Below are 21,342 nucleotides of genomic sequence, written 5' to 3'. Positions count from 1 at the left end.
ATTCTGGGCATGCACGGTCCTTATACGACATTCTGGGCATATGCGTGTCAGATACAGGCGATTTTTGAGCCATATCCGACACGCATATGCCCAGAACCGTTATTTGGCGTCGGTACATGGCCGGTATATGCCCAGAACCGACCTCTTCGCGCGCGGCGATGCTAGGCTGTGCGCATGTCCTATACGTATATGTTCCGACCGGCCGTCGAATCGGACCTTCAGGCCATCACCGACATCTACAACGCCTCTGTCATCGCCGGCGGATCCACCGCCGACCTCACCCCGCGCAGCCTCGACCAGCGCCGGACATGGGTCGAATCGCATCAGCCTCCTTACGGCGTCTTCGTGGTGGAGGCATCGGTGGCCGAAGACCGCGGCGGGATGGATGACGATGCCAACCTCGAGGACAGCACCGATTCCGAAGATGGCACTGGCACCGGGACGGCAGTCGTCGGCTTCGGCGCGCTGTCGGTCTTCTACGACCGTGCCGGCTATGACGGCGTCACTGATCTGGCGTATTACATCGACACCGACTGGCAGGGCAGGGGAGCGGGCACCTTCCTGCTTGAACAGCTGCTCGACGAGGCCCGGGCCCGTCATATGCGCAAGGCCTGTGGCATCATCTTCGCGGACAACGCCGGCTCCATAGCGCTGATGAACCGCTTCGGCTTCACCCGGTTCGGGCTGATGCCGGCGGCCGCTACCGACTCCACCGGCACCATGCGGGACATGTCCTACTGGTACCTCGACCTGTAGGCCGTTACGGGTCGCCGTGGTCCGTGCCTGTGTGCGGCGAAGTGCCGTGGTGAAGTCGAGGTGGGCCGAGTACAATTCTGAAGGTTGATTTGCCGCCCAGTCGCATGCCGATTGCGTGACGCCGGGTACGGCAACGGAAGTGCGTGAGAAGCAGCGAGGAGCGACATGGCATCGGATTTTTGGTTGATTGCAGGACTGGGCAATCCCGGCAAGAAGTATGAAGGCACCCGTCACAACATGGGCTTCATGGTGGCGGATGTGCTCGCCGAACGGTGGTCGGTGAACTTCGCCGACCACAAGGGTCTGGCCATGCTGGGCAAAAGCACGATGAACCTCGAGGGGCGCACCGTCAAGTTCTTCCTGGCCAAGCCCTTGACGTTCATGAACGAGTCGGGCAATGCCGTGGCCTCCATCGCCGCCTACTACCAGATCGAACCGGATCATATCGTGGTGGTCCACGACGATATGGATCTTGAATTCGGCCGCATCAAGGTCAAGGCGGGCGGTTCCGCAGGCGGACATAACGGCATCAAATCCATAGACCGTTCGCTCGGCACGCCGAAATACGCCCGCGTACGCATGGGCGTCGGCCACGCAAAGCGAGGCCCCAACGCGCACGACAACACCGTGAACTGGGTGCTCGGAGGATTCGGTCCCGATCAGCGCAAGCAGCTGCCTGAATTCCTTGCGGATGGCGCCGACGCCGCCGAAGACATCATCTTCAAGGGACTTGCCAAGACGCAGGAGCAGTTCAATGGCCGCTGACGCCGCGAAATCGCCCATGCCCTCCGCATCCTCCGCAGCCGCTGCGTCCAACGGGCAGCCAGTTGACGGATCCCTTGTCGGATTGCTGGACGAGCTGAATCGGGACCCGAATTTCCTCGCCCTCGCCGCAGGCGAGATCGACCCCGATGCGGCTGCCGCGGACCCGTCCGTATTGGCCGGAATGCCGGAAGGACTGCGGCCGGCGTTGGTCGCGGCCATCGCACAGGGTGTACGCGGTAACCCGGGCAAGCCGGTGGTTATGGTCGTGGCCTCCGGGCGAGAGGCCGAGGAGACCGTGGGGGCTTTGCGCTCCTGGTATGACGGTGACCCGAATGATATTGCACAGCTGGAAGCCTGGGAGACGCTGCCACATGAACGTTTGAGCCCGCGCGCCGACACCGTGGCCAGCCGCATGGCCGTATTCCGCAGGCTCAAGCATCCTGATGCCGACAACCCGATGTTCGGCCCGATTCGCATTCTGGTGATGCCGATCCGCTCGCTGATACAGCCGGTGGTCACCGGTTTGGGCGATGTGGAGCCACTTGTGTTCACCGTGGGGGAGGAGCTCGCCCTCGATGAGGCGGCCAGGCGATTGATCGAGAACGCCTACACGCGCGTCGAGTTGGTAATGGACCGTGGCGAATTCGCCGTGCGTGGCGGCATTCTCGACGTGTTCCCGCCTACTGCACCGCATCCGGTGCGTATCGAGTTCTTCGGTGACGAGATCGACTCCATCAAGGAGTTCCATGCCTCCGACCAGCGCACGTATGGCAATGGCATGCACACCATCTGGGCCACGGCATGTCGTGAGCTGCAGCTGACCGATGACGTGCGGGCGCGGGCCAAGGCGTTGATCGGTTCGATCCCCAACGCCGAGGACATGCTGGAGTCCATCGCCAACGCCATTCCCGTGGAAGGCATGGAATCCCTGATGCCGGCTTTGGTGGATCATCTGGAGCCGGTCGCCTTCATGCTGCCCAAGCATGCGGTGGTCGTGCTGAGCGACCCGGAGAAGCTGCGCCGATCCGCCGAAGACCTCGCCAAGACCGCCAACGAGTTCCTCGCCGCCAGCTGGCATGTGGCGGCCGCCGGGCACGGCGCCGGTGCGCCCATCAGCTTCGACGAGGCAAGCTTCCTTGACTATGCGGAGACCATCAGTTCGCTTGAGTATTCCGAACATGATGTGATTCGTCTGACCAGCTTCGGCGTGGACGCCACGCTTCCGGGCCATGTGCAGCTCGATGCGCAGAACCCGGCCGAGTTCCGCGGCGACGAATCCAAAGCGGCACGTGGCATCGAAGGACTGATCGACGCCGGCTTCCAGGTGACGATCACGGCTGCGGCCGCCGGCACCTTGGCCAGACTCAAACGCGCGGTCAACACCACGGGCGTCGCCTCATTCGACACCATCCGGTCGCAAGCCATCGACGGTTTCGTCGACAGTGCCGCCAAGGTCGCGCTGCTGACCGAACGTGATCTGACCGGTCGCACGTCGGCCGTGGCCGTGGCCAAGACGCCGAAACGCCGGCGCAAGGCCATCGACCTCGTGGAGCTCAAAAAAGGCGATTATGTGGTGCACGAGCAACACGGCATCGGACGGTTCGTCGAAATGCGTCAACGCACGATCGGCACCGGGGCGAACAAGACCACGCGCGAATACCTGGTCATCGAGTACGCGCCATCCAAACGAGGCGCCCCGGCCGACAAACTGTTCATCCCCACTGACCAGCTCGATCAGGTCAGCAAATACATCGGCGCGGAAATACCGAAGCTCAACAAGCTCGGTGGCTCCGACTGGGCGGCGACCAAGGCCAAGGCCAGGAAGCACGTCCATGAGATCGCCGACGATCTGATCAAGCTGTATTCGGCACGTCAGCGCGCCAAGGGATTCGCCTTCAGCCCTGACACCCCATGGCAGAAGGAACTGGAGGACGCGTTTCCGTATCAGGAGACCGCCGACCAGCTCACCACCATCGACGAGGTCAAGGCCGACATGGAGAAGCCGGTCCCCATGGACCGTCTGATATGCGGCGACGTGGGCTTCGGCAAAACCGAAATCGCCGTACGCGCCGCCTTCAAGGCCGTACAGGACGGCAAGCAGGTGGCGGTGCTCGTACCCACCACATTGCTCGTGCAGCAGCATTACGAGACCTTCACCGAACGCTTCGAAGGTTTTCCGGTCGATGTCGCCGCCATGAGCCGGTTCCAGACCACGAAGGAGACCAATGCCACCATCGAGGGGCTGGCGGCAGGCTCGGTGGATGTGGTCATCGGCACCCATAAGCTGTTGAACCCGAAAATCAGGTTCAAGGACCTGGGACTTGTCATCATCGACGAGGAGCAGCGCTTCGGCGTGGAGCACAAGGAGACACTGAAGGCCCTCCGCACCAATGTGGATGTGCTCTCGCTGTCCGCGACGCCTATCCCACGCACGCTGGAGATGGCTGTCACCGGCATCCGTGAGATGTCCACGCTCGCCACCCCGCCCGAGGACCGTCTTCCCGTGCTCACCTATGTGGGCGCCTATGAGGACGCGCAGATCACCGCCGCCGTACGCCGCGAGCTGCTGCGCGGCGGCCAGGTGTTCTATGTCCATAACCGCGTTCAGGATATCTCCCACATCGCGGACAAGATCCATACGCTGGTGCCCGAGGCTCGTGTGGGCATCGCGCACGGCAAGATGGGGGAGAAGCAGCTCGATCAGATCATCCGCGACTTCTGGCATCGGGACATCGACGTATTGGTGTGCACCACCATCATCGAAACCGGCCTTGATATCTCCAATGCCAACACGCTGATCGTGGATCATGCCGACCGGTTCGGCCTCTCCCAACTCCATCAGCTGCGCGGTCGAGTCGGACGCGGCCGCGAACGCGCCTACGCATACTTCCTGTATGACCCGTCGAAGCCGATGACCGAACAGTCGCATGACAGGCTCGCCACCATTGCGCAGAACACGGCGCTTGGCTCCGGCTTCGACGTGGCCATGAAGGATCTGGAATTGCGAGGCACCGGCAACCTGCTGGGAGACGAGCAGTCCGGACATATCGAAGGTGTCGGCTTCGACCTCTACGTGCGCATGGTCTCCGAAGCCGTCGAGAAATACAAGGAACCCGAGGAGACCGTCGAGCCGATCGCGGTATCCGTCGACCTGCCCATCGAGGCCTCCATCCCGGTGGAGTACATCGATTCGGACAAGCTGCGGCTCGAAGCCTACCGCAAGCTTGCCTCCGCACGGAACGAAGCCGATCTCAAGGACCTGCAGGAGGAGCTTACCGACCGTTACGGCAAGCCGCCGGTGGAATTCGAGACGCTGTTCGACGTGGCCCGCCTCAAGTTCAAGGCCCGCAAGCTTGGCATCTCGGAGATTCTCGCGCAATCGAACCGTGTGCGCATCGGCCGCATCGACCCACCCGAATCCGTCCAGATGCGCATGGCCAGGATCTACAAGGGCACTCAGTACCGTCCCGTCACCCATCAGCTGCTGGTTCCGGCACCATTCAACGGGTCTCTTGGACAGCAACCCATGACCTCCGACCAGATTGTGCTATGGGCGAACCAGCTCCTTGACGATCTGGCTTGGAGGCCGGGGCATCAACACTGAGCCGCGCGGTGGACGACAATGCGCCGGATGGCGCGCATGTCCGGAATCGTCCGGGTCTTTCGCCAAGGCATGGAGCTACTCCTCGATCAAGGGATACGACGAGCTCCATGCCGAACCCTGCGGAGCGATGCACTCTGCTCTGTCCAACCCCAAGGATTAAGTGACGGCTATGAGCGATGAATCCCTGAATCCGACTAATATCGGCACTCTTGCAGGCCATACCATTCCACGTCTCGGCATGGGTACGATGGCGCTCGCCATCGAAGGCCGTCCGGAAAACCGGGAGCAAGCCATCGAGACGATCCATGCCGGGCTGGATGCAGGCGTGCGATATCTCGATACCGCCTGGTCTTACTACCTTCCCAGCAAGCCAGGCACCGGGGAACCGGAGGACATGGGGTACGGCGAATACCTGGTGCGAGACGCGCTCGCCACGTGGAAAGGACCACGGGAGGACGTGCTGGTGGCCACCAAAACCGGCTGGCTGCGCACGTTGGACAACGACGGCAAGTATGGCTGGCGGGCTGACGCGCGACCCGAAACGATGATCGCCAACGCCAAGGAATCAGCACGCAGGCTCGGCGTCGACACGCTCGATCTGCTGTATTCGCATTGCAACGATCCTCAAGTGCCATATGTCGAGCAGATGGAAGCCCTGAAGCAGCTGGTGGACGAGGGGGTGGCCAAAACCGTCGGCATCTCCCGCATCGGGGCCGAAGAGATCGAACTGGCCGGGACCATTCTGGGGGACAGCCTCGTGGCGGTGCAGAACCAGTTCTCTCCGGTGCATCGCGATCCCAGCCATACGATGGAGGTCTGCGAGCGTCTGGGACTCGCGTTCGTATGCTGGTCGCCGCTCGGCGGATTCCTCGATCCGTTCAACCGCCACCTTTTCGACAGATTCCGCGAAGTGGCGCAACGGCATCAATGCTCATATCAGCGCGTCACGCTTGCTTGGGAGCTGGCTCTATACGACGGCCTGTTCACCATTCCGTCCGCAAGGAATCCGCAGGAGATCGAGGATTCGTTCCAAGCCGTGGCGCTGAAGCTGAGCGCAGGTGAACTCGCCTATCTCGACGAGGAGACGTCGGCTTTGTGAGGGTGACGATACGGTGAGGGAGGGCACTAGTGGTCCGTCTCACAATTGTCTGAGGATACTGTCCACTCTGACGGGACGTTGCCGTGAAGCAAACAGCGGAACTGTTTATAGGCAACATGCGAGCCGACAGGCTGCGCGCGCAGTGCGTCCCTGATTTGCAGGACGGGCTGTCAGCGAAGCTGGCTGGGGGAGAGACAGAGGATGGAGTTTTAGCCCGGTGGCGTCTGCGAACAAGGGATGGTGGTCTTCATTCTTGGCGTCATCCGTGATTCACCGTCTGTTGTGCAAGGATTCCGTCAGTGTTTCGTTAGTGTGCCGTCAGGAATGTGAGCGCTCACACCATTTTTGGGCGTGTCGTTCACAACGTCCACAAATCGCACTAGTCTTAGGACTGTCATTAGATACACAACCGTTTTAAGGAGTAGTTGTGGCAGCAATTGAAAGCGTGTACGCGCGCCAGATTCTCGATTCTCGTGGCAACCCGACCGTCGAGGTCGTTCTCGACACCGAGGACGGCGCTGAGGGCCGCGGCCTGGTTCCGTCCGGTGCTTCCACCGGTGAGGCTGAGGCTTGGGAGCGTCGCGATGGCGACAAGTCCGTCTACGGCGGCAAGGGCGTTCTGAACGCCGTCAAGGCCGTCAACGAGGAGATTGCTCCGAAGGTCATCGGCATGGATGCCTCCGACCAGCGCGCTCTCGATGACCTGATGATCGAGCTCGACGGCACCCCGAACAAGGGCCGTCTGGGCGCCAACGCCATCCTGGGCGTCTCCCTGGCTGCCCTGTACGCCTCCGCCGAGTCCGCCGGCCTGCCGCTGTACCGTTACATCGGCGGCACCAACGGCCACATCCTGCCGGTCCCGAACATGAACATCATGAACGGTGGCGCTCACGCTGACTTCGCCACCGACATCCAGGAGTACATGATCTCCCCGTATGGCTTCGACACCTTCCACGAGGCTCTGCGCGCTGGCGTCGAGGTCTACCACACCCTGAAGAACGTCCTGAAGAAGGAAGGCCTGAACACCGGCCTCGGCGACGAGGGTGGCTTCGCCCCGAAGCTGAAGTCCAACAAGGACTCCCTGAACTACATCGTGGACGCCATCTCCGCCGCCGGCTACGAGCCCGGCAAGCAGATCGGCATCTGCCTCGACGTGGCCTCCTCCGAGTTCTACAACAAGGAGACCGGCCTGTACCACTTCGAGGGTGGCGAGCGCGACGCCGAGTACATGCTCAACTTCTACGAGCAGCTCATCGACGAGTACCCGATCGTCTCCATCGAGGATCCGTATCAGGAAGAGGGCTGGGAAGACTGGGCCAAGATCACCGCCAAGCTCGGCGACCGCCTGCAGTTCGTCGGCGACGACCTTCTGGTCACCAACCCGAAGCGCCTGCAGAAGGGCATCGACATGGGTGCCGCCAACTCCCTGCTGGTCAAGCTGAACCAGATCGGTTCCGTCACCGAGACCCTCGACGCCATCGAGCTGGCCACCGCCAACGGCTTCACCTCCATGGTCTCCCACCGTTCCGGCGAGACCCCGGACACCACCATCTCCGATCTGGCCGTCGCCAAGAACACCCGTCAGATCAAGACCGGTGCCCCGGCCCGTGGCGAGCGCGTTGCCAAGTACAACCGCCTGCTCGAGATCGAGGAGGAGCTCGGCTCCACCGCTCAGTACGCCGGCTACAGCGCCTTCAAGGCCTGCAAGAAGTACCTGGCCAAGTGAATCGAAACGCCTGTGAAGGCGTGACATTCCGCTGAAGCTCAATACCCGTCGCATTCGCCAAGTCGAATGCGGCGGGTATTTTCTTGGAATATGAACAAGACGTCCCGTGCCGCCGACAACGGCAAAGCCAAAGGCAAAAACAAGGCTAAAGCCAAGAAAAGCAATGCAACGGGACCTATTGCGTTCTTCGTCTCCCTGTTCATCATCGCCCTTGGCGCCATCCAATTGGTGTCCACTTTCCACACGTACGCTTTGAACCTTGCCGAGCTCAACAGTCTGAAGCGTGAGGAAGCCGCACTCGTCGCCAAGAAGCAGGAGCTCGAAAACAACATCAAGCGTTGGGATGACAAGGCCTATGTGACCGCGCAGGCACGGGAGCGTCTCGGCTTCGTATTCCCGGACGAACAGGCCGTCCGCGTGCTGCACCCGGAAGCGGTGACCGGTGACGAAACATCATCGGACCAAAGCGACACCGGCCAGACGACCACAAAAAAAGTGCTTCCCTGGTACAGCGAGCTCGCGTACTCGTTCAAGAAGGCCGATGAGCCGGTCAGTGAACAGTCCTCCGGACAGACATCAGGTTCCGCCGACTCTTCAGACTCGGATACAACGAATCAGGAGCAGGGCGCCGACGGCAATTCATCTGCGTCTTCATCATCCGACGCCACCAATGATCAGAACACCACAGGAGAGGGAACCCAGCAGTGACCATCGACATCACATCCACAGCCAAGACCCTGGTCGACAACATACTGTCCCAGCCGGCCACCGAAGAGGATATCGCTGTGGTGCAACGTCAGCTCGGTCGATATCCGCGGGGCATGGTCGCCGTGGGCGCACGCTGCGTGTGCGGTCGGCCTCTTGCCGTGATCACGCGCCCGGTGCTGCCCGGCGGCATCCCATTCCCCACGACCTGCTATCTCACCAGCCCGGAGGCAGTCAAAGCGGCATCCCATGTGGAGGCGGCCGGAGTGATGCAGCAGTATAACGAGATGCTTACCGCCGATGAGCATCTCAGCGCTTCCTATGAAACAGCGCATCAGCTGTATCTGGCATTCCGCCACGAGTTGGCGATACGGCTGGGCGACAGCGAGGAGCATATCGAGGGTACGTCTGCCGGAGGCATGCCTGTGCGTGTCAAATGCCTGCACGCATTGCTGGCGCAGTCCTTGGTGATGGGACCCGGGACCAATCCCGTAGGGGATATGGTGCTTTCGCGCATAGAAGACGAGTTCAGCCCCACGGTCTGCCGCTGCGCAGTGGAAGACTAGCGGAATTGGTATTGCAGACGCTGATTGGCAAGGAGAAGGACATGAGCGAGAAATCCGTTACCGTCGCGGGCATCGATTGCGGCACCAATTCCATACGTCTGAAAGTGGCGCGTGTCGACGCGGACGGCATGCATGAAGTGGTACCGCGAATACTGCGCGTCATCCGTCTCGGACAGGATGTGGACAAGACGCATCGTTTCGCCGATGAGGCTTTGGAGCGTGCGTACGCTGCGGCCAGGGAATTCGCCGACGTGCTTGCCGGGCATCCCATCGACGGCTTGCGCTTCGTGGCCACTTCCGCCACACGTGATGCCGAGAACCGTGAGGAATTCGAGGATGGCATCGAGCGCATTCTCGGCGTACGGCCCGAAGTGATTCCCGGCACCGAAGAAGCCGATTTGAGCTTCCTGGGCGCCACCTCCGTGGTGAACCGTGACGATCTTGAAGCGCCCTATGTGGTCGTGGATTTGGGCGGTGGATCCACCGAGCTGGTCATCGGCGGCGATGGTGACACCAAGCCGGCCACCCAAGTGCAGGGCGCGTTCTCGATGAATATCGGTTCCGTGCGCATGACCGAACGTCATCTGCACACGGACCCACCCACTGAAGAGGAGATCGCTCAGGCCGTGGCCGACATCGACGAGCACATCGATGAGGCATTCCGGCATGTGGATGCAGGCAAGGCACGTACGATCATCGGCGTGTCCGGCACGGTGACCACGATGACCGCTTTGGCGATCGGATTGAAGGAATACGACCATACCGTGGTCGATGGATACCGTCTGGGGCTCGAGGAGGCGTATGCGGTGGACGACCGGTTCCTGAGGATGAGCCGTGTCGAGCGTCGTGAATACAAAACCATCCATCCCGGGCGTATCGATGTGGTCGGCGGCGGTGCAGTGGTGTGGAACCGTGTACTCGCGCGCATCAGCGAAGCCGCGCGACGCGATCACGGTACGCCGATCGATTCATACGTGGCCAGCGAGCACGGTCTGCTGGACGGTATAGTCCTTGACTATGGACGCCGCCTGCTCGCCCAGCGCTGAATTCCGGCGGATAGCTTCTTCGGCTCCCTGTTGAGGGAGCCGAAGAAGCTGGCAAGACACGGTTGAGAGATACTCTCAGCAGGATGATTCACAGGACTAAGGTGCCTCCAGCGGGACTCGAACCCGCAAGCCGAAGCGATCGATTTTAAGTCGACTGCGTATACCGATTTCGCCATGGAGGCGCTGGCTGAAAGCCAACCGTACCATTGTACGTCATGTTGTGACGTATATCTGCCTGACGAGGGAGTCGGCAAGGTTATTCGCATGGCGCCTGATGATGTTCAGGGCGTTTTCCTGAAACAAATACTCGTTAGGCTGTGTGACGTTGTGTTGGCAGAATGAATGAAACGAGGCAGCCATATGGTTTCACGTTGGACCGCAGTCGATCGCGTCGAGCAGGGCGCACTGCCCACCATGTTCGTCCAGGCCGTCATCGTAGGTACGGTGCTGACCATTGGCGCCATCGCCTGCTCGGGCCTCTATATCGGCATGACGGCCGATCCCAAGACGGGTGCGCCGATCGTGGCCCTTGTGCCTTGGATGGCGGTGAGTGTGCTGATCGCCGTTGTATTCACTTATATCGTCGGATTCGCCTTGCTCTGGTGCGCCGAAGCATTCACCACGCATATGCGCGAGCCATTCAAACCATGGGCCTACGCCGTGGTGGGATTGATCGGATATGCCATTTGGGGCCTGTTCGTGATGGGTTCCACGATGAATTCGCTTGATCAGGCAGTCAACGGCGTGGTGCTTGCCAATGCCGACATGATTGCTCTGACGTTCAACTATGCCGTGCTCGGATTCATCGCCATGCTCATTGCCAAGTGGTACGCCCCCAAGCTGGCGGTGAGAAGAACAGCGGTCATTGTCCTGTGCATCGTGCAGATAGTACTTGCCGTACTCGGGATCATTGTGGCGGTGATGCTGTTCGGTCAGATTGCCGCTGCGGCATAATGTCCGACACAGTCGCAGTAAGATGGCGACATTGGTCCGCCTGACATCTGTGCCGCAGGCGGAGGTGAGCCAGGGACATGGCGTGTAAGGTGAATCAGTACTGTAGTGGTCTGCGTAAGGAGCGGTCATGTTCAGCGTACTTGATATGTTTACCGTCGGTGTGGGTCCTTCGTCGTCGCATACCGTCGGCCCAATGGCTGCAGCCCATGCGTTTGCCACGTTCCTCGAAGACAACGATCTCCTCGCCCGCACCGCACGGGTCAAGACCACGCTGTATGGCTCCCTGGCGTTGACCGGCTTGGGGCATGGCACCGATCGCGCCGTGATGGCCGGTCTGGAAGGCAATCTTCCCTCCACGGTGGATACGCAATACATGCTGCATATCCGGCAGACGTGTGCGTTGGATGATACGTTGAATCTCGCCGGCATTTCGCGCATCCATTTCGAATACGAACGGGATGTGGTGTTCGAACAGTGGAAGCGTATGGCCGCGCACCCCAATGGCATGCGTTTCCAGGCATTCGACGCCGCGGGCTCATTGGTCGATGAGCAGGTGTGGTATTCCATCGGTGGCGGTTTCATCCGGCAAGGCACGCCTGATGACGCTTTGATCGGCATCCACGATCGGCCGCCTGAGGGGACCTCCTTCGCTGACGGTGATGAGTCGTCATCCACCGATTTCGGCCCTGAAACTCCATACCCGTTCGCATCATGCGCCGAATTGGTCGCGCTATGCCATGAACACCATATGAGTATCGCCGAACTGGTCTGGAAGAACGAGACGGCCAGCCGCTCGGCCATACAGGTGCGTTCCACCATCGACAATATCTGGCGGGTCATGCGCGAATGCGTCAACAATGGATGCAGCTGCACGGAACCGACGTTGCCGGGAGGTCTCGACGTGCCCAGGCGCGCGCCCAAGATGTACCAGCGTCTCGCATCCAACTCCGACGTGCTGCGCAATGATCGGCGGCGCAAGGATGCTGTCCTGGAATCATCGGATGCGGCATGGGTGGATCTGTTCGCCCTGGCCGTGTCCGAGGAGAACGCCGGGGGAGGCCGTATCGTCACCGCTCCCACCAACGGTTCCGCGGGCATCATTCCTGCGGTACTGCATTATTACTGGCATTTCGTCGATGACGCCAGTGAGCAGGGAGTGATTACCTTCCTGTTGACGGCCGGTGCGATCGGGTATCTGTTCAAGCGCAATGCTTCGATTTCGGGTGCCGAGGTCGGATGTCAGGGCGAGGTCGGTTCCGCGTGTTCGATGGCTGCGGCAGGTCTGGCGGCGGTGATGGGCGGCACTCCCGAGCAAGTGGAGAATGCTGCGGAGATCGGCATCGAGCACAATCTTGGACTGACCTGCGATCCGGTGGGCGGATTGGTGCAGATCCCATGCATCGAGCGCAACGCGATGGCGGCCAATACCGCCATCAATGCGGTGCGCATGGCCATGCTGGGGGATGGCTCCCATATCGTCACGCTTGATCAGGCGATTGCGACCATGAAACAGACCGGAGAGGATATGATGGCCAAATACAAGGAGACCTCCAAAGGAGGCCTTGCCGTCAACGTCGTCGAATGCTGACGGCTGTTTCCGCACTCTGTCTCCCTCGGTGAGGGAGCGGTCGGTCAATGCGGGCAGAGGAGAGCCGGAAACATGTGCGGGAACTCATGTATCGCAACCGGAGAACAGACTTCCACCAATGCCCGGGTGGTGCTATTCTAGTGCGCATTGTGTCTGACAAGGAGGACGTATGGCAGAGCAGATGCCCAAGGTGAATGCCGAATTCGGCTCCACGCCTGTGATCGAGTTCCCGACGCCTGAGGCGCCGAAGGGGCTTAAGGCCATTGAGCTGACCGAAGGTGATGGTCCGATGGTGCGTCGTGGTGACACGGTCACCGTGAACTACCACGGAGTGGTGTGGGGCAAGGACACGCCGTTCGATTCCAGCTTCGACCGTCATCAGCCTGCCAGCTTCGGCATTGGTGTGGGACAGGTCATCAAGGGTTGGGATCAGACCGTTCCGGGTCATAACGTAGGCTCCCGTCTCGTGGTTTCCATTCCGCCGGAGTACGGCTATGGTTCCCGCGGCGTCCCGCAGGCAGGCATTGGCGGTGATGACACCCTGGTGTTTGTCATTGACATCATTTCCACTCGCTGACCTTTCAGCATGACGGAACGCCGGTGTCATAGCCGGCGTTTTGCTATTCAGAGCGTCAATTCAACCAGTATTTCGTAGAGTTCAGGAGGACAACATGGCTGAAGACAAGGTCTACCTGCTGACGCAGGAAGCATATGACAAGATGAAGGAGGAGCTCGCCTACCGCGAAGGTGAGTTGCGCGAGGAGATCGCCCATAAGATCGCCGTGGCGCGTGCCGAAGGCGACCTTTCCGAAAACGGAGGCTATCAGGCCGCGCGCGAGGCGCAGAGCAAGAACGAGGGGCGCATCACCGAGCTCACCGTCAAGCTGCGCGACTCCAAGATCATCGAAAACGCCCCAGAAGGCACGGTGGGCAACGGTTCCGTGGTGACCATCGAGCTCAATGGCAATGAGATGACCTATGTGCTCGGCACGCGAGACATCGTTTCCGGTACCGACTACGACATCATGACTCCGGATTCCCCGATTGGTAAGGCCATCGAGGGCGCCAAGGTCGGTGACACGGTGACCTACACCGCTCCGAACGGTCGCGAGCTGTCCGTGGTGGTCAAGGCATCCAAGCCGCTTGCCTGACGCATACGCTTCAGCTGTTTTCCGTGGCGCACTGCGTAACATCACAGACAGACGGTGTGTGACGTCATATCGCGCGACACAGTGACACGTCGCACCGAGCATCAGCCCCTCCTCCCATGTGGGATGGAGGGGCTTGCCATATGCGCCATGTGGCATGTGCCATGTGGCACATACGTTTGCGATGGCGGTTCCCGTCAAGGCTCTCGTTGTGGGAGGTTCTCGCTATGGGAAGTGTTCGCTGTGAAATCGATACGGAGCGACACGTCAACGGTGACGTGGATTCGACTCGCAATCAGCTCCAGAGTGACACGATCACCATATAGATCGCCACCATATGGCAGGCGTACCCCGCAACGGTACCGCAGTGGAAGATCTCATGGAACCCGAAGACCCGAGGCCACGGATCGGGCTTGCGCAGCGCGTACACGATGGCGCCCAGGATGTAGCAGGCGCCGCCTGCGCACAGCAGGACCACCACTGCAGGGCCCGCATGTGGCGATTTCCAGAACAAGGCCATGAATGCCAGACCGTAGATGCCGAAGACGATGTACACCACCGTATACAGCCATCGTGGTGCGTTGATCCAGATCACGTGGATGATCAGCGCCACCAAGGTACATGCCCACATCGAAATGATGATGAAATTACGCCAGAATGGTTGCAGGGCGAAGGAGACCGGCGTATAGGTGCCGGCGATGAGCAGGAAGATATTGACATGGTCGATGCGGCGCAGCACATCGGTCACCCGCGGGGTCCAGTCTCCCAGATGATAGCAGGCGGAATTGGTGAACAGGACGAGCGATGCGGTCATGAATACGGCGCAAGCCCATTTGAGTCCGGCACCTTGTGCCAGGCAGATGAGCACGATGCCGGCAGCCAGAGACAGGGGAGCGGCCACCGCGTGAATCCAGCCGCGCATCGCAGGCTTGGGGCGGCCATGCACGTCCAATCTGATTTTGCGTTCCACTTCAGCGGGGGCGATGCCCTCGATTTTCAGGGCGCGGTTCTCGGCCTTGGCGAGCTTTCTGCGGGCTTTTTCCTCGGCTTTGGCGCGGATGGACTCCGCCTTGAACTGAGCTTTGGCTCGTACGGCGTCGGCCTTGGCCTGCAGGGCCTGTTCGCGCGCCTTGATGGCTGCGGCGCGCTTGTGCTCGATGGTGGAGTCAAGTCGCCGCGTGTCTGAGGTGTCATCGTGTTCCAGTGCCATAGTGCCCCCATCATAGTCGATGACCATCTAATCCTTACGTTACCGTAACCTACGTTAACGTAAGTTACTGGATTGTCAATACCGACCCGCGGAACATGCACGACGACGGGATGGGACGCGATGCGCGGCCATTGCGTATGATGGTATACATGGCTGATTTTTCACATATTCTTGCGACACGACCGGATTTCGATGACGACGACCGCGAATGGCTGCATCACCTCGTGGCCGATTGGCAGGTGGTCGCCGATCTGAGTTTCGCGGACCTGCTGCTGCTGGTCCAGAACGGTGACGGCAAATATGTGGTCGCCGAGCAATGCCGCCCCTCGACGGTGATGACATTACGCGGTGAGGATGTGGTCGGTGACGTCATGCCCGACGATATGACCGGTGAGCTTGACGCCGCCATGCAGTCGAACGTGGTGTTCCGCTCCACCGTGCTTCGGTCCGTCGGCAAGGCAACGGTATGCAACGTGTATGCGCCGGTACGCCGCAACGGCAAGACGTTGGGCCTGGTGGTGCGGGAGACCAATATGGCCACGCGTGAATCCAACGGACGGTATGAATCCGAAAGCATCAACGCCGGCAAACAGCTCTATGAGATGATTCCACGCGGACAGTTCCCCTATCAGGATTCGGTGATGAGTCAGCGCCATATCGCCAGGGTCGCCGACGGCTTCATCATCCTGACGTTCGACGGTGTGGTGCGCTATGCTTCCCCCAACGCCATCAGCTGCTTCAGAAGACTGGGCTTGCTTAGCACCATGCCTGGCCAGTATCTCAGCGAATTGGGCACCCAGCTGCTCAGAGAGAACGATCCGGTGCCGGAGACACTGCCGTTGGTGCTGTCAGGCAAGGCTGCGGTCGATTCCGAACTCAACGCGAACAGGTCGGCGGTATCCATGCGGTCGTTGCCGCTGTACGACAACAATGGCAGGGTCGGCGCCATCATCCTGTGCCGCGATGTCACCGAGCTGCGTCGTCGTGAGAAGGAGCTGCAGACCAAGAACGCCACCATCTCCGAAATCCACCACCGTGTCAAGAACAATCTGCAGGCGGTATCGGCGTTGCTGAGGTTGCAGGCGCGCAAGACCAAGTCCGAAGAGGTGAAGAAGGAGCTTCAGGAGGCGCAGCGCCGCGTACAGACCATTGCTATGGTGCACGAGGGATTGAGTCAGACCGCCGACGAGATCGTGGACTTCGACAAGGTGATCTCCAACTTGCTGCATATGGCCGTGGACCTGGCCACCATGAAGGATCAGGTGATCAATGTCAACTTTGTGGGTAAATTCGGCATGATGCCGGCACAGGACGCCACGCCGCTCTCCCTGGTGCTGACGGAACTCATCACGAACTCCGTGGAACATGGGTTCGAGGGGCGCAAGGAAGGCAGCATCACCATTTCGGTGGGACGTTCCGGCCCCAACCTCAATGTGGTGGTCGAGGATGACGGCACTGGTCTGGGCTCCGAGGAACAAGGCGGCATGGCGCGGTCTTCCGGCTCCGGCTTGGGCACTCAGATCATCAATACGTTCGTGACCAATGATTTCGGGGGATCCGTGCATTGGGAGCCCCGCCGTGAAGGCGGCACGCGCGTGGTGCTCAATATGAAGCTGCGCGCCGCGCAGGATGAATGATGAATGACGTTCGGTACGGTGTCAGGAGACGATGACACCTCCGATACAGGAAAACCCTCCCGGTTGGGAGGGTTTTCCTGACATTGCGCGAAAAATCAGATCTGCATCTGCATGGCCTGCGAACGGCGGGCGCGCATGGCGCGACGCTTCAGAGCCCGGCGTTCATCCTCGCTCAAGCCGCCCCATACGCCGTAGTCCTGATTGGTGTCCAATGCGCACTTCAGACACGCGTCAATCACCTTGCAGGTGCGGCATACGGCCTTGGCCTCTTCGATCTGCTGATATGCTGCGCCGGTGTTGCCCACCGGGAAGAACAGTTCCGGATCCTTATCGCGACATGCGGCCTTGGCTCGCCAATCAAAAGCGCTGCTCATTGCTTGCCTCCCTTAAAAGCCACGTGGCTGATTGTTGTTCCTTGACTTCATACTAGGTAACCACGAACCGTATTGTTTTTCAAGAGGTTTCACCCAGAAAGTACCGACTATTTCACGATGAGCACTGTACAAGCCGTGCCGAGGATCCCGTGATGAGCACCGCTCTGCCGGGCGTGTCGATATCGTGTTGGGTCATGGTCGCGAGCAGCGGGGACGGGATGCCGGCCATCATATCGTTGGTCTTTTCGCCGCTGGGGAACACGATTCTGATGGAGCAGTGCTCAGGTATCCGGATGTGGCGCATGGATGACGCCGCGAACAGTACGGTGATGTTCGGGTCCGCCAATGCCTGCCGGAATCGCAGGGCCTGCTCTTCGGTGAGGAACGGGTCGAACAGTGGATCGGCATCGTCGACCAGCCATATCATCCGAGGCGGCTCAGGCGCAGGAACGTCGGCAAGGGCATGACTGATGACTCCGGCATGGCGTATGGTGCGTGTGCTCCAGACGCCATGTTCGCATCGGCTGATGCGTACCATGATGCCGTCAATGGCTTGGCATTGGACGGCAAGGGCGTCGAGCAGGGTGCTCTTGCCCCTTCCGTGCCCTCCGATGATGCCGATATTGCCGCGGTTCAGAGGCACGAGGGCATCGCTCAACGATATGCCGTCATCTTGGATGCCGAACCAGACATGTTCCTGGTCGGATCTGGACACGGAAGGTCGATTCGGCGAAATGTGCGAAGGCAGGGGAGCGGAGAACAGTGCCGGTGCCTGGTCCATGCCCATGAACCGTGCGGTCAGCATGATCTGCCGACGGATCCGTGTGAGGTTGTTCGCAGGCGAGCATCGCAGGGCGGTCACCAGCTCGGAATCATTGCAGTAGGCCGCGCCCGGCATCGTCGGACTGATGCGTGCGGCGCGGCCGTCTCCCAGCAGTTCCGATGATTGCATGTCATCGCGGACACGAAGGCATATGTTCACCGCCATATTCGCTTTCATGTCCGTGTTGACCTGCCCCAGAGGATTCTGTGTGCAAGCGATGAGATGCATGCCCAATGAACGCCCCAGGGAGGCGATGCGCACCAGTCGATTGATGTAATCCGGCAACTGGTCCTTCAGGGCGTGGAATTCATCGATAACCACCATCAGCCGAGGCGGAGGGTGCGGTACATCATCGATATGCGAGGTGCGATACTCGGCTGTGAGCCGTTCCCGTCGTGTCAGTTCGGCTTCAAGGGCGCGCAACGCCCGTGCCGCATGGGGCAGATTCAGGTCGCAGACACTGCCCACGCTGTGCGGCAGCTGCTCGAGATCCCTGAATGCGGAACCGCCCTTGAAATCAAGGAATACAAAATTCAGCCGGTCCGGTCCGTTGTAGGTGGCCAGCGCAAGACACCAGCTCTGCAGCAACACCGATTTGCCTGAGCCGGTGGTCCCCGCGACAAGAGCGTGCGGTCCGGACCGGCACAGATCCAGACGATACGGTTCGTTGCCCGCCGCCATGCCTATCGGCACATTCCATTGAGCGGATGCGAGCCAGCGATGCACCATGGTCCGCCATGGCGTCGTCCCGAGATCGAGCAGTTGCTCCAGAGCGATGCCGTCGATGTCGGGGAATACGGGGATGACGGGGGTGGCTTGAGGCTTGGCTGGGATGCGTGTGTCGGACCCTTCTGTGGGAAGGTGCGTCCCGGGGCCAATCATGGGTGGGGAATCCGTGGCGGCACCGGCATGCTGACGGAATGAAGGCGAGGCAATCAGCAATGATGCCAGACACCCGAATGCGCCGGGAAGGATCATGAGCGCATACATCCATTGCCCTTGGACCATCATGACGACGACCATCATAAGCTGTGCCGCTAGGGGCGCTGCCATGGCGCAGACCATGATATAAGGCCGCGCCATGACCATTCGCCGGACGGTGCGTGTGCGGCGTCGCTGCCGGTTGCGGGTATGGCCCATATGCGCCGATGGGCCGTAATGTGATCTGGTGCGTGCCATGCATCCAGCGTGAAGGACGTCTGGGCATATCCGCAAGCCGAAACGGGTTATGTGGTTCTAGCTTGCGGAGTTATCCACAATGGCTGCATGGGCGTGCCAGCAAGGGTCTGTGGCAAGGAACGGCGCGATGACGGATGACGCTGATGACGTCCGAATCCGCACCGCCTCAGCCTTCGGCAAGCGTACCGACCACTCCACTGGCATGCGTGCCGGCAGCCAGCTCCGAGAACAAGGCGGTGTTCCTCTCATCGTCCAGCAGCACCGATGATCCGACGCCATCCACGTAATAATCAGGGTCGGTCCAATACACACTGCCGGAAATACCGTGCGATCCGGTCGAGTCCTTGAAAGCGAGAGCCATGTTGAACAGGCTCAACGGCGAGGCCTGTTCGTCGACGGTCAACGCGCTGAGACCTGCTTCGCCAACGGCCATCACTGTTGCCGGATTGGACAGGGTCTCCCCGCTGGAGGCTTTCTTGATGATGGCTGCGATCACCTGACGCTGACGCACGTTGCGGCCGAAATCGCCATTGGCGTCGGCGTATCGCATGCGCGAGAACGCCAATGCCACGCCGCCGTCGGCATGATGGCACCCGGCCTGCCAGTTGAGCCCTGAATCCGGGTCCTGAACATCCTGGTCATAGCACAGGTCAATGCCGCCGAGGGCGTCCACCACCTGCTGCAGTCCGCCGAACTTGATCTGCGCCACATGGTCGATCTTCTGGCCGGTGATGTCCTCGACCTGTGCGACCAGCGTTTTGCGTCCCAGCAGCTGTGAGACGGCGTTGATCTTCATGTACTGGTCATCCACTTGCATCAGGGAGTCACGCGGAATGGAAATCAGTGAACTGGGGCCGCTCTTGGGTTTGGTGAGCACCAGAATCGTATCGGTTCGATATCCGGTGACGTCGCTTGATCCATCACGTTCGTCGGAGCCCAATATCAGCCATGTCGAGGCAGGGGTATCGGCATGATTGGTCAGATAGTCCGTTTTGTTCAGGCGGCCGTCCACCCAATGCCATGCGCCGAACACGCCCAATGCCAGAGCCGACAGGATGATGACGATTGCATAGAGTGCGATGCGCCCGGCACGATGTCGCTTCGCCGGAGGACGTACGACTGCGGATGCCGCCGAGGGTCGCGTGAGCGCCGCGAACCGTTGTTGCGAATCGGACCGGGAATGGACGTTCGTGGACAACGCCGGCGATGCCGATCGGGATGCGTTCTGGGATGAGCCGGAGGAACGACGCGCGCGCATCGGTGAACCGCTGTGCGGGTCCGCCGTCCGGGCGGCAGACCCTGATGACTGCCGTCTTCCGGTATCGGGGGAGAAGCTGGGCGGTACCGCGGCAGGACCTGACGGACCGCCCGCCGACTCGGATCGCCTCGGTGCCGAAGGTGCAAACGATGCCGGGACGGATATGGGACGCTGCAGATGATATTGCGGCAGCGGCGACTGCGATGATGCGGAGGAGCTGGGAATCTGGCCCGACGGTCTGGTTCGGCGACCCGCGGGAGGGGCGAAGCTTGGCGGATTGACGTGCTGCCCCGCTTCACCTGATTCCTGCGTCATGCAAAATCCTCCTGATATTGTCACGTGTCTGTTGACACTTTGGCACAGCTTATGCCTATGGCGGCGGGGGGATGTCGTTCCTCCCCAGTAACGGCACATACATGGTCTATCCGACGATGGCGGACGAATGATGTGATGCATATTCGCCCGCCATGGGCACATGTTCTTATAGCACATCATTGGGTGAACACAGGTATTGACACGAGATGGAATTTGACAAAATTCAAGTATCATGTGTGTAATTTAGGCGTATGAAAACATCAGGGGCAGGGAGGATCGCATGTGGGGTGTGATCGACGATTCCTCCGATGAGCCGATGCAGAATCTGTGGGGACTGTTCCGACCCGATGGCGATGTCTCTTGGCAGCACAAAGCGTTGTGTGCGCAGACCGATCCTGAGGCATTCTTTCCGGAAAAAGGCGGATCCACGCGTGATGCCAAGCGTGTATGCGCCAAATGTGAGGTGCGTGAGCAGTGCCTGAAGTGGGCCATCGAGCATGATGAGCGGTTCGGCATCTGGGGTGGCATGAGCGAGCGCGAACGCCGACGGTACAAAAAAGAGCATAGGGAGCAGGCGTAGGCGTATATA

18 protein-coding genes and 1 tRNA gene are annotated in these 21,342 nt (G+C 60.3%); 14 read left to right on the top strand and 5 right to left on the bottom strand.

What is annotated here, in order from left to right; genetic code table 11:
* The first annotated feature begins 174 nt into the window (after window positions 1–174).
* The 8 genes from BW09_RS00180 (at window position 175) to BW09_RS00145 (ending at window position 10,267) form a co-directional block, all read left to right on the top strand.
* A complete protein-coding gene (locus tag BW09_RS00180) occupies window positions 175–756 on the top strand; it encodes a GNAT family N-acetyltransferase (protein ID WP_181161704.1) in 582 nt (193 codons plus the stop codon).
* Between the two features lie 165 nt (window positions 757–921).
* Window positions 922–1,521: an aminoacyl-tRNA hydrolase gene (gene pth / locus BW09_RS00175; RefSeq protein ID WP_140462482.1), complete on the top strand. Its 600-nt coding sequence runs from the start codon at window positions 922–924 to the stop codon at window positions 1,519–1,521.
* A gap of 16 nt (window positions 1,522–1,537) precedes the next feature.
* Window positions 1,538–5,125: a transcription-repair coupling factor gene (gene mfd / locus BW09_RS00170; RefSeq protein ID WP_181161710.1), complete on the top strand. Its 3,588-nt coding sequence runs from the start codon at window positions 1,538–1,540 to the stop codon at window positions 5,123–5,125.
* A 169-nt stretch (window positions 5,126–5,294) separates the two neighbouring features.
* Window positions 5,295–6,224, top strand: coding sequence for an aldo/keto reductase (locus BW09_RS00165; RefSeq protein WP_181161705.1), 930 nt, complete (start codon window positions 5,295–5,297; stop codon window positions 6,222–6,224).
* 427 nt (window positions 6,225–6,651) lie between these two features.
* Window positions 6,652–7,950, top strand: a complete 1,299-nt coding sequence (eno, locus tag BW09_RS00160) for a phosphopyruvate hydratase (protein ID WP_044088553.1) — start codon at window positions 6,652–6,654, stop codon at window positions 7,948–7,950.
* Between the two features lie 90 nt (window positions 7,951–8,040).
* A complete protein-coding gene (locus tag BW09_RS00155) occupies window positions 8,041–8,658 on the top strand; it encodes a septum formation initiator family protein (protein WP_140462479.1) in 618 nt (205 codons plus the stop codon).
* Entirely contained in the window at window positions 8,655–9,221 is a 567-nt protein-coding gene (locus BW09_RS00150) for a DUF501 domain-containing protein (protein WP_140462478.1), read from the top strand. Before BW09_RS00155 ends, BW09_RS00150 begins: the two co-directional genes overlap by 4 nt.
* A gap of 41 nt (window positions 9,222–9,262) precedes the next feature.
* Window positions 9,263–10,267: a Ppx/GppA phosphatase family protein gene (locus BW09_RS00145; protein WP_140462477.1), complete on the top strand. Its 1,005-nt coding sequence runs from the start codon at window positions 9,263–9,265 to the stop codon at window positions 10,265–10,267.
* Window positions 10,268–10,369: 102 nt separating this feature from the next.
* Here BW09_RS00145 and BW09_RS00140 read toward each other — a convergent pair.
* Window positions 10,370–10,449 (bottom strand) — tRNA-Leu (locus tag BW09_RS00140).
* Window positions 10,450–10,627: 178 nt separating this feature from the next.
* On the opposite strand from BW09_RS00140, the gene BW09_RS00135 reads away from it, so the two are divergent.
* The 4 genes from BW09_RS00135 (at window position 10,628) to BW09_RS00120 (ending at window position 13,960) form a co-directional block, all read left to right on the top strand.
* Window positions 10,628–11,221, top strand: coding sequence for a cadmium transporter (locus tag BW09_RS00135; protein ID WP_140462476.1), 594 nt, complete (start codon window positions 10,628–10,630; stop codon window positions 11,219–11,221).
* A gap of 127 nt (window positions 11,222–11,348) precedes the next feature.
* Complete coding sequence (locus tag BW09_RS00130; RefSeq protein WP_140462475.1) at window positions 11,349–12,809, top strand: L-serine ammonia-lyase; 1,461 nt, start codon at window positions 11,349–11,351, stop codon at window positions 12,807–12,809.
* Between the two features lie 169 nt (window positions 12,810–12,978).
* Window positions 12,979–13,386, top strand: a complete 408-nt coding sequence (locus tag BW09_RS00125; protein ID WP_044088547.1) for an FKBP-type peptidyl-prolyl cis-trans isomerase — start codon at window positions 12,979–12,981, stop codon at window positions 13,384–13,386.
* A gap of 94 nt (window positions 13,387–13,480) precedes the next feature.
* On the top strand, window positions 13,481–13,960 hold the full coding sequence (locus BW09_RS00120; RefSeq protein ID WP_140462474.1) for a transcription elongation factor GreA: 480 nt from the start codon (window positions 13,481–13,483) through the stop codon (window positions 13,958–13,960).
* Between the two features lie 292 nt (window positions 13,961–14,252).
* Here the strand turns inward: BW09_RS00120 and BW09_RS00115 are convergent, their stop codons facing one another.
* The gene (locus BW09_RS00115; RefSeq protein ID WP_044088707.1) at window positions 14,253–15,167 is read right to left on the bottom strand and encodes a hemolysin III family protein; all 915 of its coding nucleotides are present in this window, start codon (window positions 15,165–15,167) and stop codon (window positions 14,253–14,255) included.
* A 149-nt stretch (window positions 15,168–15,316) separates the two neighbouring features.
* Between BW09_RS00115 and BW09_RS00110 the strand changes: the two genes are divergently transcribed.
* On the top strand, window positions 15,317–16,804 hold the full coding sequence (locus BW09_RS00110; RefSeq protein WP_140462473.1) for a sensor histidine kinase: 1,488 nt from the start codon (window positions 15,317–15,319) through the stop codon (window positions 16,802–16,804).
* Window positions 16,805–16,899: 95 nt separating this feature from the next.
* Here the strand turns inward: BW09_RS00110 and BW09_RS00105 are convergent, their stop codons facing one another.
* From BW09_RS00105 to BW09_RS11300, 3 genes are all read right to left on the bottom strand, one after another.
* Window positions 16,900–17,178: a WhiB family transcriptional regulator gene (locus BW09_RS00105; RefSeq protein ID WP_003835265.1), complete on the bottom strand. Its 279-nt coding sequence runs from the start codon at window positions 17,176–17,178 to the stop codon at window positions 16,900–16,902.
* 112 nt (window positions 17,179–17,290) lie between these two features.
* Window positions 17,291–19,054, bottom strand: coding sequence for an FtsK/SpoIIIE domain-containing protein (locus BW09_RS00100; protein WP_258184885.1), 1,764 nt, complete (start codon window positions 19,052–19,054; stop codon window positions 17,291–17,293).
* Window positions 19,055–19,346: 292 nt separating this feature from the next.
* Window positions 19,347–20,234, bottom strand: a complete 888-nt coding sequence (locus BW09_RS11300; RefSeq protein ID WP_375137532.1) for an LCP family protein — start codon at window positions 20,232–20,234, stop codon at window positions 19,347–19,349.
* Window positions 20,235–21,033: 799 nt separating this feature from the next.
* On the opposite strand from BW09_RS11300, the gene BW09_RS00090 reads away from it, so the two are divergent.
* Window positions 21,034–21,333 (top strand): WhiB family transcriptional regulator, encoded by a 300-nt coding sequence (locus BW09_RS00090; protein ID WP_044088543.1) that lies wholly within the window; start codon window positions 21,034–21,036, stop codon window positions 21,331–21,333.
* Window positions 21,334–21,342: the final 9 nt, after the last annotated feature.

Origin of the sequence: Bifidobacterium sp. UTCIF-1 (assembly GCF_006408915.1) — a bacterium.
GTDB classification, from domain to species: Bacteria; Actinomycetota; Actinomycetes; order Actinomycetales; family Bifidobacteriaceae; genus Bifidobacterium; species Bifidobacterium reuteri.
This window is presented reverse-complemented; position numbering and strand designations above follow the sequence as displayed.

Bases quoted from the DNA above. Each gene is read 5' to 3' on its own strand.
- BW09_RS00180 (WP_181161704.1), top strand. From the start codon at position 175: ATGTCCTATACGTATATGTTCCGACCGGCCGTCGAATCGGACCTTCAG.
- pth (WP_140462482.1), top strand. From the start codon at position 922: ATGGCATCGGATTTTTGGTTGATTGCAGGACTGGGCAATCCCGGCAAG.
- mfd (WP_181161710.1), top strand. From the start codon at position 1,538: ATGCCCTCCGCATCCTCCGCAGCCGCTGCGTCCAACGGGCAGCCAGTT.
- BW09_RS00165 (WP_181161705.1), top strand. From the start codon at position 5,295: ATGAGCGATGAATCCCTGAATCCGACTAATATCGGCACTCTTGCAGGC.
- BW09_RS00155 (WP_140462479.1), top strand. From the start codon at position 8,041: ATGAACAAGACGTCCCGTGCCGCCGACAACGGCAAAGCCAAAGGCAAA.
- BW09_RS00145 (WP_140462477.1), top strand. From the start codon at position 9,263: ATGAGCGAGAAATCCGTTACCGTCGCGGGCATCGATTGCGGCACCAAT.
- BW09_RS00135 (WP_140462476.1), top strand. From the start codon at position 10,628: ATGGTTTCACGTTGGACCGCAGTCGATCGCGTCGAGCAGGGCGCACTG.
- BW09_RS00130 (WP_140462475.1), top strand. From the start codon at position 11,349: ATGTTCAGCGTACTTGATATGTTTACCGTCGGTGTGGGTCCTTCGTCG.
- BW09_RS00125 (WP_044088547.1), top strand. From the start codon at position 12,979: ATGGCAGAGCAGATGCCCAAGGTGAATGCCGAATTCGGCTCCACGCCT.
- BW09_RS00120 (WP_140462474.1), top strand. From the start codon at position 13,481: ATGGCTGAAGACAAGGTCTACCTGCTGACGCAGGAAGCATATGACAAG.
- BW09_RS00115 (WP_044088707.1), bottom strand. From the start codon at position 15,167: ATGGCACTGGAACACGATGACACCTCAGACACGCGGCGACTTGACTCC.
- BW09_RS00110 (WP_140462473.1), top strand. From the start codon at position 15,317: ATGGCTGATTTTTCACATATTCTTGCGACACGACCGGATTTCGATGAC.
- BW09_RS00105 (WP_003835265.1), bottom strand. From the start codon at position 17,178: ATGAGCAGCGCTTTTGATTGGCGAGCCAAGGCCGCATGTCGCGATAAG.
- BW09_RS00100 (WP_258184885.1), bottom strand. From the start codon at position 19,054: ATGGCAGCGCCCCTAGCGGCACAGCTTATGATGGTCGTCGTCATGATG.
- BW09_RS00090 (WP_044088543.1), top strand. From the start codon at position 21,034: ATGTGGGGTGTGATCGACGATTCCTCCGATGAGCCGATGCAGAATCTG.